Origin of the sequence: Pseudomonas multiresinivorans (assembly GCF_012971725.1) — a bacterium.
Classification (GTDB): domain Bacteria; phylum Pseudomonadota; class Gammaproteobacteria; order Pseudomonadales; family Pseudomonadaceae; genus Pseudomonas; species Pseudomonas multiresinivorans.
Map to the genome: position 1 here is coordinate 1,173,345 of NZ_CP048833.1, position 16,911 is coordinate 1,190,255.

Consider the following 16,911-nt stretch of genomic DNA (forward strand, 5'->3'; position numbering starts at 1 on the left):
CCTGGTCTATACCAGGAGTTCGTTTTCGTGCTCGCCACTACCCTGGTGCTGCTGGCCGCCCTGCTGCACGCCACCTGGAACACCCTCGTCAAATTCAGCAACGACCGCCTGCTGGTGGTTGCCTGCATGGACATGGTCGGCCTCGCCGCCGCGCTGCTCCTGCTGCCCTGGATCGAGATTCCCCCTGCTGAAGTCTGGCCCTGGCTGCTGGCCGCCGTGTCGTTGCAACTGGTCTATCGCGTGCTGCTGATCCAGGCCTACAAGGTCGGCGACCTGGGCCTGGTCTATCCGCTGATGCGCGGGCTGTCGCCGCTGGTGGTGCTGGCGCTGACCCTCTACTTCGGCGGCGAGCACCTGACTGACAAGCAGATCCTCGGCATCCTGCTGATCCCGGTCGGCATGCTGTTCCTGCTCAAGGGCGGTGGCGGCTCGAAGCTACCGTGGATCGCCTATCCCACCGTGCTGCTGATGGGCCTGTGCATCGGCAGTTACACCTGGACCGACGGCAACGCGCTCAAGCTCTGGCCCAAGCCGCTGGACTACCTGGTGTGGCTGTCGCTGCTCTCCGGCCTGCCGTTCCCGCTGGTGGCGCTGGTCGGGCGCACCCGCGCTTTTGCCAAGTTCTGGATCAATGACTGGAAGCTCGGCCTGAGCGTCGGTTTCTGCGTGCTGCTCAGCTACGGGCTGGTGCTTTGGGCCATGCAGCTGGGCTCTATCGCCGAGGCCGCCGCGCTGCGCGAGACCAGTGTGCTGCTGGTGGTGCTGTTCGGCATGCGCTTCCTCAAGGAGCCCTTCGGCCTGCCACGCCTGGCGGCGTGCAGCCTGGTGCTGGCGGGCATGCTGGTGATGAAGCTCTGAGGATTGGCTCGCGCTACGGACGAGACCGCCCAGCCGGTCAAGGACGCGGCGCACGGCCATGGCCTAAGCTGCGGCCTTTCCCCTCGATGAGAGTTCCGCCATGCCCATTGCCTTCTGGTGCGTCCTGATCGCGATCTTCCTGCCTTACGTCGGCACCAGCATTGCCAAGTTCACCGGCGGTGGTTTTGGTCCCCGGCAGAACCACGACCCGCGCACCTTCCTCGCCAGCCTGGAGGGCTACCGCAAGCGCGCCAACGCTTTCCAGATGAACAGCTTCGAGGTGACCCCGGCCTTCGCCGCGGCGGTGATCATCGCCTATGTAGTGAACAACGCTGAGCCCGCCACCATCGACCGCCTGGCCATCGCCTGGGTCACCAGCCGCCTGCTCTACCTGATCTTCTACATTGCCGACCTGGCAATGCTGCGCTCGCTGGCGTGGTTCCTCGGCATGGCGCTGATCATCGCGATCTTCGTCGTTTCCGCCTGACCCGAGGCTGCCTGAACGGCAGCTGAACGAATGGCGCGGCGCTGCGGCGGATGGCCGCAGCGACCGGCACGCGGTCTGGATCATTCGGGGAACGGGGCGGATAATCCGGCGCTTCCGTGTCTGGCCGTCCTACAAGAGTCCCCCATGAAGTTGAAGACCCTGCTCGTTCTGCTGCTGGCCGGTACCGCGCTTGCCGGCTGCCATCGCCTGGACCCCAACTCGCCGGAGTACAAGCGCCAGGCGGTGTTCAAGGAGATGCTCAAGACCAGCGAGGACATGGGCGGCATGCTGCGCGGTCGAATTCCGTTCGACGCGGACAAGTTCCGGGCCAACTCGACCAAGCTGGGCGAACTGGCCGACAAGCCCTGGCAGTACTTCCCCACTACCCAGCCGCCAGCTGACAAGGTGGAAAGCGACGACACCCGCGCCAAGGCGGAAATCTGGCAGCGCCAGCTGGAGTTCCAGGCCGATGCCAAGACCTTCGAGCAGGCCGTCCGCGCCCTGGGCGAAAACACCCGCAATGCTGCGCCGACGCCCGAAAGCGTGCGCAAGGACTTCGCTGCGGTGGAAGACGCCTGCGAAGCCTGCCACAAGAAATTCCGCGCGCTCTAAGCGCGGAGCAATGGCGAACCTTGCCCGCCTTCGCGGGCGTGGCCCGCTCCTACAGAGACAGCGCCAGGTTCTGTAGGAGCGGACTTTGTCCGCGAACCGGCCGCAGGACGGTCCCCGGGATTACTCCTCCAGCTCGCGCTTGGCCTGCTCCAGTTCGGCGCGGGCCTCGGCGAGCTTGTCCTTGCGCTTCTCGATCTTCTCGGCGTCACCCTTGTTCATCGCCTTGCGCAGGTCCTTCTCGCGCTGGGCGACTTCCTTCTCCGCATCCAGCACATTCTGCTTGCGCTCCTGCGTGAGGCTGGCGTCGGTGCAATAGGTCTTCACCTTCTCCAGGGCGGTCTGCAGGCCGGCGACGCGGTTGCCGTTGCCTTGGGCCTTGGCCTGTTCGAGCTGGGTTTCGATGGCGGCGCGCTTGGCGGCGCAGCCGGTCAGCGGTTGCCCGGACGCTTCGGCGGCGAGCAGCGGGCTGGCGCAGCCGAGGGCGAGAACGGCGACCATCAGGGCAGAGCTTCGGAACATTTTCGGAGTCCTTGGTTACCAAACACTATGACGTTGGAGTCAACGGCTAGAGTTTGCCATGGACGGGAGCGCCACGGGCTGCCCCAGGGCAATGCCTCAGAATCAGGCCGGGACTCGCAAGGCCCGCCGGGCGGGCAAGGAGAGGCGGTATGCGGGTGGCGATACGAGTCGTGCAGACGCTGATCGCGCTGCTGGTGCTGGCGCTGCTGGTGGGCGGCTGGTGGTATGTGCCGGGTGAACTGAAGCTGCAACCGGTGCTGACCGGCAGCAGCGAGGATGCCTCGGTGCGCCAGGGCCAGCGACGCCGCAGCTACGTACTCTACATACCGAAGAAATTGGCCGAGCGCCCGGCGCTGCTGGTGGTGCTGCACAGTTCGCAGAGCAACGGCGAGCGCATGCGTCGCGACAGCGGCTACCGTTTCGACGCGCTTGCCGATCGTGATGGCTTCCTGGTGCTCTATCCCGATGGTTTCGAAGGGCACTGGAATGATTGTCGGCGGGTGGCTTCCTACAGCGCGCGGCGTCTGAACATCGACGATGTCGGCTTCCTCTCGCAGATGATCGACAGCCTGCAGCGCGAGCGCGGCGTCGATCCCGCGAGGGTATTCGTCACAGGCTATTCCAATGGCGGGCAGATGGCCTTGCGGATGGCGGCGGAAGCGCCGGACAAGGTCACTGGCGTCGCCGCCGTGGCTGCCAGCCTGCCGAGCACTGACAACGACGCCTGCCGTCCCGCCGAGCAGCCCAGGGCGGCGTTGTTGATGAATGGCACGCGGGATCCGATCAATCCCTACGCGGGTGGCCGGGTCACGCTGTTTGGCTTCGGTGATCGCGGCAACGTGCTCTCTGCCGAGGACTCTGCTCTTGCGCTGGCGCGGCGCAACGGCCAGGGGGGCGAGCCGCGGGTGGACAAGCTGACCCAGCCGGGGCCGGTGTGGACGCAGCGGCAGCGCTGGGCTGCCGGCGACGGGGCGCCCGTGGAGCTGGTGACGGTGTTTGGTGGCGGGCACCTGATTTCGCAGCCGCTTTACCGGCCGCCCCGCATGCTTGGCCAGGTCGACCCGCAACTGGATGGGCCGGCTGAAATCTGGCGGTTCTTCAGCGAGCTATCACCTGGCGAGCAGCGACATAGCGAGCAGCCGTTCTAGAGTTCGATCACCCGACAGGGATCGAAGCCGCTGTCCTCACCGGGGTAGGCGCCGGGATTGGCGACGATGCGACCCCGGCCGACGCGGTAGTCCAGGCATTCGTGAACGTGACCGTGGATCCACAGGTCACAGCGCTCGACCAGTGTTTCCAGGTTCGAAGCGAAGGCCGGCGACAGCGCATCGCCCACGTAATGTGCAGGAATCGAGCGCGCGCTGGGTGCGTGGTGGGTGACCACCACCGTGGGCCCGGCAAAGGGCTGTGCCAGTTCCGCTTCCAGCCACCGACAGGTCGTAGCGCAGATCTCGGCGCTCATGCCTGGGGTGAAGGGTTGGGTGAAGTAGTCGACCGTACTGAAGTCCGGCATGAGTAACTGGGCCTGCTCGTAGGCCAGTTCCGACGCATGCGCGCCATAGAGCTGAAAGTCGGTCCACAGCGTGGCGCCGAGGAAGCGTACGCCGCCCAGGATCACGGCGTCCTTTTCCAGAAAGTGGATGTTCAGCGCCTGCGCCAGATTGCGCATGGCCTGGGTCAGTTCGGGCAAGTCTGAGTGATAGAACTCGTGGTTGCCGGCGACGTAGACGATTTCGCTGTCGGGAAATTCCTCGCGCGCCCAGTGCAGGCCCTGCAGGTGTTCGTGAATGTCCCCGGCCAGCACGACGACATCCGCCGTTGCCTGCGGTAGTTCCCGGCGGCCGTTGGGGAAGTGTTCGTGGTGTAGGTCGGAGAGGACTCGCAGGCGCATATTCAGATTGTCTTGTAGGAATATGCCGAGCATATCGAAGGGCGCCGCATTTGACATGGGTCATGGCATTGCCGATGCCGTGCTAAAACCCATACGAAATTAAGGGATGATTCAGAAGAATCCTTCAGCTTCCGCTTGGGCCCGCTGTTCCGGCGCCCCAAGGAGGACTCATGAAACTCATCTGGATCGTATTGCTGGCCGTCGCGGCCACCTTTGGCCTGGCCCTTTTCGTCGACCCGCCGGCGACGCTGGACATCTGGGTCGTGCGCAAGCAGGCCATTCTCTTCACTGGCGTCGCATCTTTCGCACTGATGTCGCTGATCATGCTGCTGGCAGTGCGCCCGGTGTGGCTGGAGAAGCCCCTCGACGGCCTCGACCGCATGTACCGCGCGCACAAGTGGGCGGGCATCCTGGCCATCGTGCTGGGCCTGCTGCACTACCTGATGGAGCTGGGTGGGCCGCTGCTTGCCAAGTTCATCGCCAAGCCGGCCAAGGGGCCGAGGGTGGAAACCTTCCTCGACGTATTCCGCGGCTCGGCCAAGGACCTGGGCGAGTGGTCGGCCTGGCTGCTGGCGGCGATGCTGGTCATCACGCTCTGGCAGCGCTTCCCCTATCACTTGTGGCGCTATGTCCACAAAACCCTCGCCGTGGTCTATCTGGTGCTCGCCTTCCATGGCGTGGTGCTGGCGCCGGCGGGCTACTGGGCGCAACCGGTCGGCTGGCTGGTGGCACTCTGCGCCGCGGTGGGCAGCCTGTGCGCGCTCTGGTCGCTGACCGGGCAGATCGGACGCCGGCGCACCCATGAGGGTGTCGTGGTAGCGGTCGAGCGCCCCGGCGAGCGGATGCTGGAAGTGACCTGCAAGCTGCAGGGGCGTTGGCAGCACCGCGCCGGGCAATTTGCCTTCCTCACGTGCAACCGCCTGGAAGGCCAGCATCCCTTCACCATTTCCAGCGGCGACCTGGGCAACGGCGAGGTGCGCTTCAGCATCAAGGCGCTGGGAGACTACACACAGCGCCTTCAGGATGGACTGAAGGTCGGTGATCCGGTGAAGGTCGAGGGGCCGTACGGCCGCTTCGACTTCCGTCGCGACAAGGGCGAGCGGCAGGTCTGGATCGCCGGTGGTATCGGCATTACACCCTTCCTGGCGTGGCTCGACTCACTGCAGGCGCGGCCGGATGACAGCCCGGAGGTGACGCTGCTGTACTGCGTGCGCTCGCCATCCGATGCCATCTATGCTGGCCGCTTGCGTGAGCTGTGCACGAAATTGCCGCGCATCGATCTGCGTGTGCATTACAGCGAAAGCGAAGGCTACCTGAAGGCAGCCGACCTGGGCCTGCAGCCCGGTGCGCAAGGGCGTTGGCCGAGCGTGTGGTTCTGCGGCCCGCAGGCGCTGGCCGAGCTGCTGCGCCGCGACCTGCGCCGCCAGGGCATGCCGAGCAACCGCTTCCATCAGGAAGCCTTCCAGATGCGCTGAAGCGCTCAGAAACCGGCGATGCCGAGGTCGTGTAACCGCTCCCGCAGTTGCACGACTTCCGGCGCCTTGAAGAAAGCCTCCAGCTGCATCGCACGGACCCTGCCGATACCCGGTTGCTCCTGCCACTGTGCTGCGTCGCGAGCCGCCAGCCCAGTCCAGTCGTCTCCCGCGGGGTGGGCGTTGGGGGACGGTGCGCCCAGTGCACGCAGCCAGGTAGCGAACGATCGCTGACGAGCGAGCTGAAATTGCTGATGCAGACTCGCTGCACTTCGCTCGCCGAGTCCGGGAACCTGGCTCAGTTGCTCTGGCGTCAGCGTCATCCAGGCGAGCATCCCCGTCAGCAGGCCGGCTTCATGCAGCCGTCTCCAGGTGCCCGGTCCGACGCCGGCCAGCCCCAGCCCGCTCTTTCCGCCGAGCCACTCCAGGCGAGCGAGGAACTGTTCCTCGCAGCCCTCGGTGGGTTGCCAGCAGGAGAGGGCGTTGAACTGGCCGTCTTCCGGCGCGGCTATTTCGGGGCGAGCCGGCGAGCGCCAGACCACGCCGTCGAGTCGTGGAATGGTCAGCCCGGCCAGGGCGATGGCGACCTGGTCGCCGGGGCGGATGTCCAGGCTGCGCCAGCGCTTGAGCGAGCCGACGCCGACGCGCTGGATGGTTCGCCCGTCCAGTTCCACTGGGGCCAGATGCAGCACAGGTGTTACCCGGCCACTACGGCCGACCTTGAACGCCACGCGACGAACCTCCGCCAGTGCCTGTTGATGTGGATACTTCCACGCCACCGCCCAGCCCGGCGCCTGTGCGCTCCAGGCCTTGCCCGGTGGCCGGCGGCCCTGGCGGATGACAATGCCATCGCTGGCGAAGGGCAGCGGCTGGCGATACCAGCGCTCGCGCCAGGATTCGATTTCAGATTGCCCTGTCACCGGTTCTGTCAGGTTGGCACTGTCATCGAATCCCATCTGGCGCAGGCGTGCCAGGCGCTCTGGCATGTCCAGTGGACCATCCGGCAGCTCCCAGACGAACAGACCGATCTGTGTGCCTTCGTCGCGGAAATCCTTGCGGGCCATCAGGCCGGCGACCTTGCCGCGGGCACCTGCGCCGCCCTGCAACGCTTGCACATGCTGTGGCAGTCGCCAGTACAGCTCGCCTTGCAGCACCAGGTGGTCCGGTTCGCCAGGCAACTGTTTGGGGATAGCGTCGATCCGTTGCGCGTTGGCGGTCCAGTCCTGCCCGGCGCTGCCGTCGCCGCGGCTGATTGCCTGGCTGAAGCGACCGTCGCGGTAGATCAGCGTGACGGCTACGCCGTCGACCTTGGGCTGCACCCAGAGGTCGGTGCGGTTGGCCAGCCAACTGCGCACAGCCGAGGCATCGGGAAGTTTGTCGAGGCCGGTGTGGGCGAAGGGATGGCGGATCGTCCCCGCGCTGCTGGCCAACGGTGACTCGGGGGCCGCGTGGACGTGCGGGAAACAGTCCTGCCACTGAGTCAGTCGTTCGCGTGCCTGGTCGTAAAGCTCATCGGCCACGGGGGACTTTCCGTCCCGGTGGTAGGCGTCATCCCACTGCGCCAGCTGCCCGCGGAGTGCCTCGATCTGCCGAGGCGCCTGCTCGGCCGGCCAGTCGGGGCAGGCACGAACGGTAAGAGGAAGGCAAAACAGCAAGGTGATGGCGAGGCGGAGCATGGCGAGAGACCGTGCAGTGGAAACCCGCAAGGCTAGGAGCCGAAAGCGGCGATCGATGCCGGAATGAGCGTGGACTCTTCGCCAAGGCTTGTGGGAGATCAGAAACGAAAAAGCCCCGCCGAGGCGGGGCTTTTTCCTGCTACCGAGCCTTACAGGCCGGCGGCATCACGCAGGGCGGCGGCCTTGTCGGTACGCTCCCAGGTGAAGGCGGTGAAGGTGTCGTCACCGTAGGTCATTTCGAACGGGTTGCGACCGAAGTGGCCGTAGGCCGCGGTCGGCTGGTACATCGGGTGCAGCAGGTCGAGCATCTTGGTGATCGCGTACGGACGCAGGTCGAAGTGCTCGCGGACCAGTTGGATGATCTTGTCATCGCTGATCTTGCCGGTGCCGAAGGTGTTGATCGAGATGGAGGTCGGCTGGGCCACGCCGATGGCGTAGGACACCTGGATCTCGCAGCGCTCGGCCAGGCCGGCGGCAACGATGTTCTTGGCCACGTAGCGGCCGGCGTAGGCGGCGGAACGGTCGACCTTGGACGGGTCCTTGCCGGAGAACGCGCCGCCGCCGTGACGGGCCATGCCGCCGTAGGAGTCGACGATGATCTTGCGGCCGGTCAGGCCGCAGTCGCCCACCGGGCCACCGATCACGAAGTTGCCGGTCGGGTTGATGTGGAACTGGGTGTCCTTGTGCAGCAGCTCGGCCGGCAGCACCTGCTTGATGATCAGCTCCATCACGCCTTCGCGCAGGTCCTTGTAGCTGACTTCCGGGTTGTGCTGGGTGGACAGGACGATGGCGTCGATGCCGACGACCTTGCCGCCTTCGTAGCGGCAGGTGACCTGGGACTTGGCATCCGGGCGCAGCCACGGCAGCAGGCCGGATTTGCGGGCCTCGGCCTGGCGCTCCACCAGACGGTGGGAGAAGCAGATCGGCGCGGGCATCAGCACGTCGGTTTCGTTGCTGGCGTAGCCGAACATCAGGCCCTGGTCGCCAGCGCCCTGGTCTTCCGGCTTGGCGCGGTCGACGCCCTGGTTGATGTCCACCGACTGCTTGCCGATGATGTTCAGCACGCCACAGGTAGCGCCGTCGAAGCCGACATCGGAGCTGTTGTAGCCGATGTCGATGATGACCTTGCGCACCAGCTCTTCCAGGTCGACCCAGGCGGAGGTGGTGACTTCACCAGCGATGATCGCGACACCGGTCTTCACCAGGGTTTCGCAGGCCACGCGGGCGTATTTGTCCTTGGCGATGATGGCATCGAGGACCGCGTCGGAAATCTGGTCCGCGATCTTGTCCGGATGGCCTTCGGAGACGGATTCGGAGGTGAAAACTGAGTATTCGCTCATCTAACGGTTCCTATCATTTACCGGTGGGTGAGGACGCTTCGCGAATCCGGTTTGGCGAAGTGCCGCACCTGGATCTGAAAGCCATTGCGTAAACCGATGTACACACTTTCGCCGGACGCGAGCCCGGCGGCGTCGGCCCAACGGGCCAGGTCTTCCTGTTCGAACCCCAGCCAGAGATCACCACAGGCCTCGCGGGCCCAGCTCTGGTCGTGGCTGCAGAGTTCGGTCACCAGCAGGCTGCCACCGGGTTTCACCAGGTGCGCCAGCTGCTTCACGGCCTCCGCCGGTGCGGCGAAGTGATGCAGCACCATGTTCAGCACCACGCAATCCGCCGCGTCGTCGACGTCCTGCAGGGCGTCGCCCAGCCGCAGCCGGACGTTGTTCAAACCATCGCTGGCGCAACGTTGCCGCGCCATTTCAAGCATGGTCTCGCTGTTGTCCAGCGCCGTGACCTGATCGAAACGCCGGGCCAGCTCGGGGAGGAATCCACCGTCGCCGGGGCCGACTTCCAGCGCCGTGGCGCCGGGGGCGAAGCTCAGTGCATCGAGCAGCGCCAGTACGCTTTCGCGGTATTGCGGCAGTCCTGCGATCAGGTCCTGGGTCGCCTGGAACTTCTCCGCACTACGGGCGAAGTAGTCGCGGCTCACGGCGGCACGCTGGGCGTGTACGCCATCGACCCGGGCGCTGACGTCATCGGCCAGTGCCAGTCCGTCCACTTCTTCGAGCAGCGCCCCGTGCAGCGTGCCGCCCAGGATTTCGCCCTGGGGCAGGGCGCGGCGATAGAAGATCGCGTTGCCTTCGCGACGGGTGGCAACCAGGCCGGCCTGGGCCAGCACCTTGAGGTGATGGCTCATGCCCGACTGACGCACACCGAAGATATGCGCCAGCTCCAGTACGCCGAACGAATCGTTGGCCAGCACCCGCAGGACGTTCAGCCGTAGCGGGTCGCCGCCGGCCTTGCACAGGGCAGCCAACTGGTCGCAATCGTCGTGGCGGATTTCGGGCAGGCGCAGACTCATGGGTTGCGCAGTCTAGTCATGGCATTCGGGGTGGGCAAGGGCTGTATCAAAAAGTTTTGATATTGCCGGATGAGTGGTTTTTGATCAGTTCGCGGCGATAAACCGGTGCCCTGTGTCAGGCATCTGCCGATCTGTCATTGCCCCGCGGGGCCCGGCTGGGCGAAAATACCGGCCTTTTTTCATTCCCTTCGATCTTTCGAAGCAGCCCCCGCAGGAGATTCAGCGATGCCCAGCCGTCGTGAGCGAGCCAACGCCATCCGCGCACTGAGCATGGATGCCGTGCAGAAAGCCAACAGCGGCCATCCTGGCGCTCCCATGGGCATGGCGGATATCGCCGAAGTCCTCTGGCGCGACTACCTCAAGCACAACCCGAGCAACCCGCAGTGGGCCGACCGTGACCGCTTCGTGCTGTCCAACGGCCACGGCTCGATGCTGATCTACTCGCTGCTGCACCTCACCGGCTACGACGTCACCGTCGATGACCTGAAGAACTTCCGCCAGATGCACTCGCGTACCCCGGGCCACCCGGAGTACGGCTACACCGCTGGCGTCGAGACCACCACCGGCCCGCTGGGCCAGGGCATCGCCAATGCCGTGGGCATGGCGCTGGCCGAAAAAGTGCTGGCCGCGCAGTTCAACCGCGACGGCCACAGCATCGTCGACCACTACACCTACGCCTTCCTGGGCGACGGCTGCATGATGGAGGGCATCTCCCATGAAGTCGCCTCGCTGGCCGGCACCCTGCGCCTGAACAAGCTGATCGCCTTCTACGACGACAACGGCATCTCCATCGATGGCGAAGTCCACGGCTGGTTCACCGACGACACCCCGAAACGCTTCGAAGCCTACGGCTGGCAGGTGATCCGCAATGTCGACGGCCATGACGCCGACGAGATCAGGACCGCCATCGACACCGCCCGCAAGAGCGACGCGCCGACCCTGATCTGCTGCAAGACCATCATCGGCTTCGGCTCGCCGAACAAGCAGGGCAAGGAAGAAAGCCACGGCGCCGCCTTGGGCGTCGACGAAGTGGCCGCCACCCGCGCCGCGCTGGGCTGGAACCACGCCCCGTTCGAGATTCCGGCAGACATCTACGCCGAGTGGAGCGCCAAGGATAACGGCGCCACCCGCGAAGCCGAGTGGAACAAGCGTTTCGCTGCCTACCAGGCCGCGCACCCGGAACTGGCCGCCGAGTTCGAGCGCCGCGTGGCCGGTGAGCTGCCGGCCGACTTCGCCGAGAAGGCCGCCGCCTACGTCGCCGATGTCGCCCTGAAGGGCGAGACCATCGCCAGCCGCAAGGCCAGCCAGAACGCCCTGAACGCCTTTGGCCCGCTGCTGCCAGAACTGCTGGGCGGCTCCGCCGACCTCGCCGGCTCCAACCTGACCCTGTGGAAGGGCTGCAAGGGCGTGAGCGCCGACGACGCCAACGGCAACTACCTGTTCTACGGCGTGCGCGAGTTCGGCATGAGCGCCATCATGAACGGCGTGGCCCTGCACGGCGGCTTCATCCCCTACGGCGCAACCTTCCTGATCTTCATGGAATACGCCCGCAACGCGGTGCGCATGTCCGCCCTGATGAAGCAGCGCGTGCTGTACGTGTTCACCCACGACTCCATCGGTCTGGGCGAAGACGGCCCGACCCACCAGCCGATCGAGCAGCTGGCCAGCCTGCGCCTGACCCCGAACCTGGACACCTGGCGCCCGGCCGATGCCGTGGAATCCGCGGTGGCCTGGAAGTACGCCATCGAGCGCGCCGACGGCCCGTCCGCGCTGATCTTCAGCCGCCAGAACCTGCCGCACCAGCCGCGTGACGCCGCCCAGCTGGCCGACGTTGCCCGCGGCGCCTACGTGCTGAAGGACTGCGACGGTGAGCCGGAACTGATCCTGATCGCCACCGGCTCCGAAGTCGGCCTGGCCGTGCAGGCGTTCGACAAGCTCAGCGCCGAAGGCCGCAAGGTGCGCGTGGTTTCCATGCCGTCCACCAGCGTCTTCGACCAGCAGGACGCCGGCTACAAGCAGGCCGTGCTGCCGGTTCAAGTGGCCGCGCGTATCGCCATCGAGGCCGCCCACGCCGACTACTGGTACAAGTACGTTGGCCTGGAAGGCCGCGTCATCGGTATGACCACCTTCGGTGAGTCGGCCCCGGCCCCGGCGCTGTTCGAGCACTTCGGCTTCACCGTCGAGAACGTGCTGGAAGTCGCCGCCGAGCTGCTCGAAGCCTGATCAAGGCTTCATTGTAGGAGCGAGCCTGCTCGCGAACCGCTTCGCTCGGTTCACGAGCAGGCTCGCTCCTGTGCGGATCACCAAGGGATAACAATGTCCAAGCGCCCTTACCGAGTTGCCCTCAACGGCTACGGCCGCATCGGCCGCTGCGTGTTCCGTGCCCTGCACGAGCGCGGCGCCAAGGCCGGTTTCTCCATCGTCGCCCTGAACGACCTGGCGGACCTGGCCAGCCTCGAATACCTGACCCGCTTCGACTCCACCCACGGCCGCTTCCCCGGCGAGGTGAGCGTGGCCGACGGCTGCCTGCACGTGGGCGGCGACTGCGTGAAGGTGTTCCGCGAAGCCGAGCCCGAGGCTATCGACTGGCGCGCCCTGGATGTCGACCTGGTGCTGGAATGCTCGGGCGTCTACAACACCCGCGCCGATGGCGAACGCTTCCTTGCGGCTGGCGCGCCCCGCGTATTGTTCTCCCAGCCGATGGCCAGCGAGGCGGACATCGACGCCACCGTGGTCTTCGGCATCAACCAGCAGGGCCTCTCCGGCGCCGAGACGCTGGTTTCCAACGCCTCCTGCACCACCAACTGCAGTGTGCCGTTGCTCAAGCTGCTGAACGAGGCGGTGGGTATCGAGTACGTCTCGATCACCACCATTCACTCGGCGATGAACGACCAGCCGGTGATCGACGCCTACCACCACGAAGACCTGCGCCGCACGCGTTCGGCCTTCCAGTCGGTGATCCCGGTGTCCACTGGTCTGGCGCGCGGCATCGAACGCCTGCTGCCGGAACTCGCCGGGCGAATCCAGGCCAAAGCCATTCGGGTGCCGACGGTGAACGTCTCGGCCCTGGACATCACCCTGCAGGTCTCCCGCGATACGTCCGCCGAGGAGATCAACCGCGTGCTGCGCCAGGCCGCCACCGAAGGCCCGCTGAAAGGCCTGCTGGCGTACACCGAGCTGCCCCACGCCAGCTGCGATTTCAATCATGACCCGCACTCGGCCATCGTCGATGGCAGCCAGACCCGCGTTTCCGGCCCCCGCCTGGTGAACGTGCTGGCCTGGTTCGACAACGAGTGGGGGTTCGCCAACCGCATGCTCGACACTGCAGGGCACTTCCTGCACGTCGCCGCTACTGAACGTTAATCAAACAGCCCCTACAGGACTGACTGTCATGACCGTGTTGAAGATGACCGACCTCGACCTCCAAGGTAAGCGCGTACTGATCCGCGAAGACCTCAACGTTCCGGTGAAGGACGGTGTGGTCAAGAGCGACGCGCGCATCCTGGCCTCGCTGCCGACCATCAAGCTGGCCCTGGAGAAGGGCGCGGCGGTGATGGTCTGCTCGCACCTGGGCCGCCCGACCGAAGGTGAATACTCCGAAGAGAACAGCCTGCAGCCGGTCGCCGACTACCTGTCCAAGGCCCTGGGGCGCGCAGTGCCGCTGGTCAAGGACTACCTGGGTGGCGTCGAAGTGAAGCCGGGTGAAGTCGTGCTGTTCGAGAACGTGCGCTTCAACAAGGGTGAGAAGAAGAACGCCGACGAACTGGCCCAGCAATACGCTGGCCTGTGCGACGTGTTCGTCATGGATGCCTTCGGCACCGCCCACCGCGCCGAGGGTTCCACCCACGGCGTAGCCAAGTTCGCCAAGGTCGCCGCGGCGGGCCCGCTGCTGGCCGCCGAGCTGGAAGCCCTGGGCAAGGCCCTGGGCAACCCGGCGCGCCCGATGGCCGCCATCGTCGCCGGCTCCAAGGTGTCCACCAAGCTCGACGTGCTGAACAGCCTGGCGCTGATCTGCGACCAGCTGATCGTCGGCGGCGGCATCGCCAACACCTTCCTCGCCGCGGCGGGCCACAAGGTCGGCAAGTCGCTGTACGAAGCCGATCTGGTCGACACCGCCAAGGCCATTGCCGCCAAGGTCAGCGTACCGCTGCCGGTGGACGTGGTGGTTGCCAAGGAATTCGCCGAGACCGCCGTTGCTACCGTCAAGGACATCGCTGACGTGGCCGACGACGACATGATCCTGGATATCGGCCCGAAGACTGCTGCCCAGTTCGCCGAGCTGCTGAAGACCTCCAAGACCATTCTCTGGAACGGTCCGGTCGGCGTGTTCGAGTTCGACCAGTTCGGCGAAGGCACCAAGACACTGGCCAAGGCCATCGCCGAAGGCTCCGCCTTCAGCATCGCCGGCGGTGGCGACACTCTGGCTGCCATCGACAAGTACGGTATCGGCGAGCAGATCTCCTACATTTCCACCGGTGGTGGCGCCTTCCTCGAGTTCGTCGAGGGCAAGGTCCTGCCGGCCGTCGAAGTGCTGGAACAGCGCGCCAAGGCCTGAGCCGGCGCGCTGCCGGGGCGACAGTAAAGCAAACCTCCGCGGCATCCTCGGGTCACAAGCCTTGTATGGATGCCAAGGAGAACGGTCATGCGAGCTGTCACCCCTCTGTTGTCGTTTTGCCTCGTGCTGGTGGGTTGCGCCGGAGGTGGCGGAACGCCCAGTACCTGTGAAGTGATGAGCCCGCCCTCAGTCATGGTGCCTTCGGACCAGAACCGCGAGCGGGTGGAAAGCCAGAGTAGCGGCGATCCGACTCCTGACCAGAAGCCGGTGAACTGCCCCTGAGGCGTCGCCCCGGCGGTCGGGATCACGAACTGGCAGTGCCGCCCGCGCCCTGGCGCAGGCGGCACTGGCGTTCCTGCGGCGGGACGGGCAATCTGGCGCATTGGATATCCGGCGGCGCGTCCGCCCGAAGGAGAGTCGCCCGATGCTGCGTTATATCGTCCCGGCCCTGGCCCTATTGCTGGTGGCGGGCTGCTCGAGCCAATCGTCCGGTGGCAAGGCGACTTCGGGCAGTGGTTGGAACCACTGGGTCTGCGACAGCAAGGCCGAGGTGCAGTGGCGCTACGTCGATCCCAGCAAGTCGGTGGTCGACCTGAAGCTGGGTGAGGACGACGTGGTCCATCACCTGGAAGAGGAACCCGGCGGCTCCGGCGCTTTCTATAGCGACGGGCTGATCGGCTTGAGCATCAAAGGCGACCAGGGCCTGGTCTACTGGGTTGAGAGCAACGACCTGATCGGCCGTGGTTGCAAGGCGCCCTGAGCGCCGATTGTCCGGCGTGCGCCGGAAGACTTGAACACCGCCTGCCCCTGCGGCAGGCTTCCAAACATGTAGTTAAGGGGCTCGTGTAACCGAGCCTGACTTCTGGGAGAAGCGAAGACCATGGCACTCATCAGCATGCGCCAAATGCTGGACCACGCCGCCGAGTTCGGCTACGGCGTTCCGGCTTTCAACGTCAACAACCTGGAGCAGATGCGCGCCATCATGGAAGCGGCCGACAAGACCGATTCCCCGGTGATCGTGCAGGCCTCCGCCGGTGCCCGCAAATACGCCGGTGCGCCTTTCCTGCGCCACCTGATCCTCGCGGCCATCGAAGAATTCCCGCACATCCCGGTGTGCATGCACCAGGACCACGGCACCAGCCCTGACGTCTGCCAGCGCTCCATCCAGCTGGGCTTCAGCTCGGTGATGATGGACGGCTCGCTGAAGGAAGACGGCAAGACCCCGGCCGACTACGAGTACAACGTCCGTGTGACCCAGCAGACCGTTGCCTTCGCCCACGCCTGCGGCGTGTCCGTGGAAGGTGAGCTGGGCTGCCTGGGCTCCCTGGAGACCGGCATGGCCGGCGAAGAAGACGGCGTTGGCGCCGAAGGCGTGCTGGACCACAGCCAGTTGCTGACCGACCCGGAAGAAGCTGCGGACTTCGTCAAGAAGACCCAGGTCGACGCCCTGGCCATCGCCATCGGCACCAGCCACGGCGCCTACAAGTTCACCAAGCCGCCGACCGGCGACGTGCTTTCCATCGAGCGCATCAAGGAAATCCACAAGCGTATCCCCAACACCCACCTGGTGATGCACGGCTCCTCCTCGGTGCCGCAAGAGTGGCTGAAGGTGATCAACGAGTTCGGCGGCGACATCAAGGAAACCTACGGCGTGCCGGTCGAGGAAATCGTCGAAGGTATCAAGCACGGTGTGCGCAAGGTCAACATCGACACCGACCTGCGCCTGGCCTCCACGGGCGCCATCCGCCGCATGATGGCCGAGCAGCCGAGCGAGTTCGACCCGCGCAAATTCTTCGCCAAGACCATCGTCGCCATGCGTGATATCTGCATTGCTCGCTACGAAGCCTTCGGCACCGCCGGCCATGCCTCGAAGATCAAGCCGATCTCCCTGGAAGGCATGTTCCAGCGTTACGCCAAGGGTGAGCTGGTGTCGAAGGTCAACTGATCCCGGCCTTGCTCTGAAGCGTCGAAGAGCCCCGCCCTGCGGGGCTCTTTCGTATCCGCCACAAGGAGATCGAGGCATGTCGCTGTTGCGTGCCATATTCCCCGCGCTAGTGCTGATGTTGCTGGCTGGCTGTGCCCTGCATCCGGCGGAGCCATCCCCGCCACCAGCGAAGCCGCCGGTCGAGTTGCCGGTGGATGCGCAGAATTGCTTGACTCACCAGGAGTGCACGCTGAAGACCTCGCGCACCCTCCTGTTCGTCTTCGATTACGCAGAGGCTGGCGCTGCCCTGGTGGAAAACGACAATCGTGTGCTCAGTACTCCGGAGAAAGCGCCGAAGCAAGGCTGGCCGGCGATCCGCATCGAGCTGGCCGATCCGGACGGGGGCCGCTTCGAATTCTCCAGCGAATGCCGACAGAAACGCTGCCGTATCAAGGAATCGCGCCTGCTCAGCTGCTACCGTAGCTATCTGGATGGCAAGAGCAATCACGACGGCAAGGCCTGCCGGTTCCGCTGAGCGCTGGTGCTCGGGCCGGATGG

The 16,911-nt window shown here is 65.5% G+C and carries 16 protein-coding genes; 11 read left to right on the forward strand and 5 right to left on the reverse strand.

The features are described from left to right. The first annotated feature begins 27 nt into the window (after window positions 1-27). The 3 genes from G4G71_RS05365 (at window position 28) to G4G71_RS05375 (ending at window position 1,957) form a co-directional block, all read left to right on the forward strand. On the forward strand, window positions 28-858 hold the full coding sequence (locus G4G71_RS05365; RefSeq protein ID WP_169935908.1) for an EamA family transporter: 831 nt from the start codon (window positions 28-30) through the stop codon (window positions 856-858). Between the two features lie 100 nt (window positions 859-958). Next, entirely contained in the window at window positions 959-1,345 is a 387-nt protein-coding gene (locus tag G4G71_RS05370) for an MAPEG family protein (RefSeq protein WP_024764168.1), read from the forward strand. Window positions 1,346-1,489: 144 nt separating this feature from the next. After that, window positions 1,490-1,957 carry a c-type cytochrome gene (locus G4G71_RS05375; protein WP_169935910.1) on the forward strand — a complete coding sequence of 156 codons (468 nt, stop codon included), beginning with the start codon at window positions 1,490-1,492 and terminating at the stop codon, window positions 1,955-1,957. 120 nt (window positions 1,958-2,077) lie between these two features. On the opposite strand, the gene G4G71_RS05380 is transcribed toward G4G71_RS05375, so the two are convergent. Continuing rightward, window positions 2,078-2,476, reverse strand: a complete 399-nt coding sequence (locus tag G4G71_RS05380) for a DUF1090 domain-containing protein (protein WP_169935912.1) — start codon at window positions 2,474-2,476, stop codon at window positions 2,078-2,080. 149 nt (window positions 2,477-2,625) lie between these two features. Between G4G71_RS05380 and G4G71_RS05385 the strand changes: the two genes are divergently transcribed. Further along, window positions 2,626-3,624, forward strand: coding sequence for a CE1 family esterase (locus G4G71_RS05385; protein WP_169935914.1), 999 nt, complete (start codon window positions 2,626-2,628; stop codon window positions 3,622-3,624). On the opposite strand, the gene G4G71_RS05390 is transcribed toward G4G71_RS05385, so the two are convergent. Beyond that, window positions 3,621-4,367: a metallophosphoesterase family protein gene (locus G4G71_RS05390; RefSeq protein ID WP_169935916.1), complete on the reverse strand. Its 747-nt coding sequence runs from the start codon at window positions 4,365-4,367 to the stop codon at window positions 3,621-3,623. The two genes, G4G71_RS05385 and G4G71_RS05390, sit on opposite strands and share 4 nt — an antisense overlap. 170 nt (window positions 4,368-4,537) lie before the next feature. Here G4G71_RS05390 and G4G71_RS05395 point away from each other — a divergent pair, with 170 nt between their 5' ends. Then, the gene (locus G4G71_RS05395) at window positions 4,538-5,842 is read left to right on the forward strand and encodes a ferredoxin reductase family protein (RefSeq protein ID WP_169935918.1); all 1,305 of its coding nucleotides are present in this window, start codon (window positions 4,538-4,540) and stop codon (window positions 5,840-5,842) included. Between the two features lie 5 nt (window positions 5,843-5,847). On the opposite strand, the gene ligB is transcribed toward G4G71_RS05395, so the two are convergent. The 3 genes from ligB to G4G71_RS05410 all read right to left on the reverse strand — a co-directional run bounded on the left by ligB (window position 5,848) and on the right by G4G71_RS05410 (window position 9,874). Then, the gene (gene ligB, locus G4G71_RS05400) at window positions 5,848-7,515 is read right to left on the reverse strand and encodes an NAD-dependent DNA ligase LigB (RefSeq protein WP_169935920.1); all 1,668 of its coding nucleotides are present in this window, start codon (window positions 7,513-7,515) and stop codon (window positions 5,848-5,850) included. A 149-nt stretch (window positions 7,516-7,664) separates the two neighbouring features. Further along, on the reverse strand, window positions 7,665-8,855 hold the full coding sequence (metK, locus tag G4G71_RS05405) for a methionine adenosyltransferase (protein ID WP_169935922.1): 1,191 nt from the start codon (window positions 8,853-8,855) through the stop codon (window positions 7,665-7,667). A gap of 17 nt (window positions 8,856-8,872) precedes the next feature. After that, window positions 8,873-9,874, reverse strand: coding sequence for an ArsR/SmtB family transcription factor (locus G4G71_RS05410; RefSeq protein ID WP_169935923.1), 1,002 nt, complete (start codon window positions 9,872-9,874; stop codon window positions 8,873-8,875). Between the two features lie 225 nt (window positions 9,875-10,099). Between G4G71_RS05410 and tkt the strand changes: the two genes are divergently transcribed. From tkt to G4G71_RS05440, 6 genes are all read left to right on the forward strand, one after another. Then, on the forward strand, window positions 10,100-12,097 hold the full coding sequence (gene tkt, locus G4G71_RS05415) for a transketolase (RefSeq protein WP_169935925.1): 1,998 nt from the start codon (window positions 10,100-10,102) through the stop codon (window positions 12,095-12,097). 93 nt (window positions 12,098-12,190) lie between these two features. Then, the gene (gene epd, locus G4G71_RS05420) at window positions 12,191-13,237 is read left to right on the forward strand and encodes an erythrose-4-phosphate dehydrogenase (RefSeq protein ID WP_045215936.1); all 1,047 of its coding nucleotides are present in this window, start codon (window positions 12,191-12,193) and stop codon (window positions 13,235-13,237) included. 28 nt (window positions 13,238-13,265) lie between these two features. After that, window positions 13,266-14,429 carry a phosphoglycerate kinase gene (locus tag G4G71_RS05425; protein WP_169935927.1) on the forward strand — a complete coding sequence of 388 codons (1,164 nt, stop codon included), beginning with the start codon at window positions 13,266-13,268 and terminating at the stop codon, window positions 14,427-14,429. 424 nt (window positions 14,430-14,853) lie between these two features. Beyond that, complete coding sequence (locus tag G4G71_RS05430) at window positions 14,854-15,189, forward strand: MliC family protein (RefSeq protein ID WP_169935929.1); 336 nt, start codon at window positions 14,854-14,856, stop codon at window positions 15,187-15,189. A 120-nt stretch (window positions 15,190-15,309) separates the two neighbouring features. Continuing rightward, window positions 15,310-16,374: a class II fructose-bisphosphate aldolase gene (fba, locus tag G4G71_RS05435; protein WP_024764154.1), complete on the forward strand. Its 1,065-nt coding sequence runs from the start codon at window positions 15,310-15,312 to the stop codon at window positions 16,372-16,374. 76 nt (window positions 16,375-16,450) lie between these two features. Next, window positions 16,451-16,888 (forward strand): hypothetical protein, encoded by a 438-nt coding sequence (locus G4G71_RS05440; RefSeq protein ID WP_169935931.1) that lies wholly within the window; start codon window positions 16,451-16,453, stop codon window positions 16,886-16,888. The last annotated feature ends 23 nt before the right edge of the window (window positions 16,889-16,911 follow it).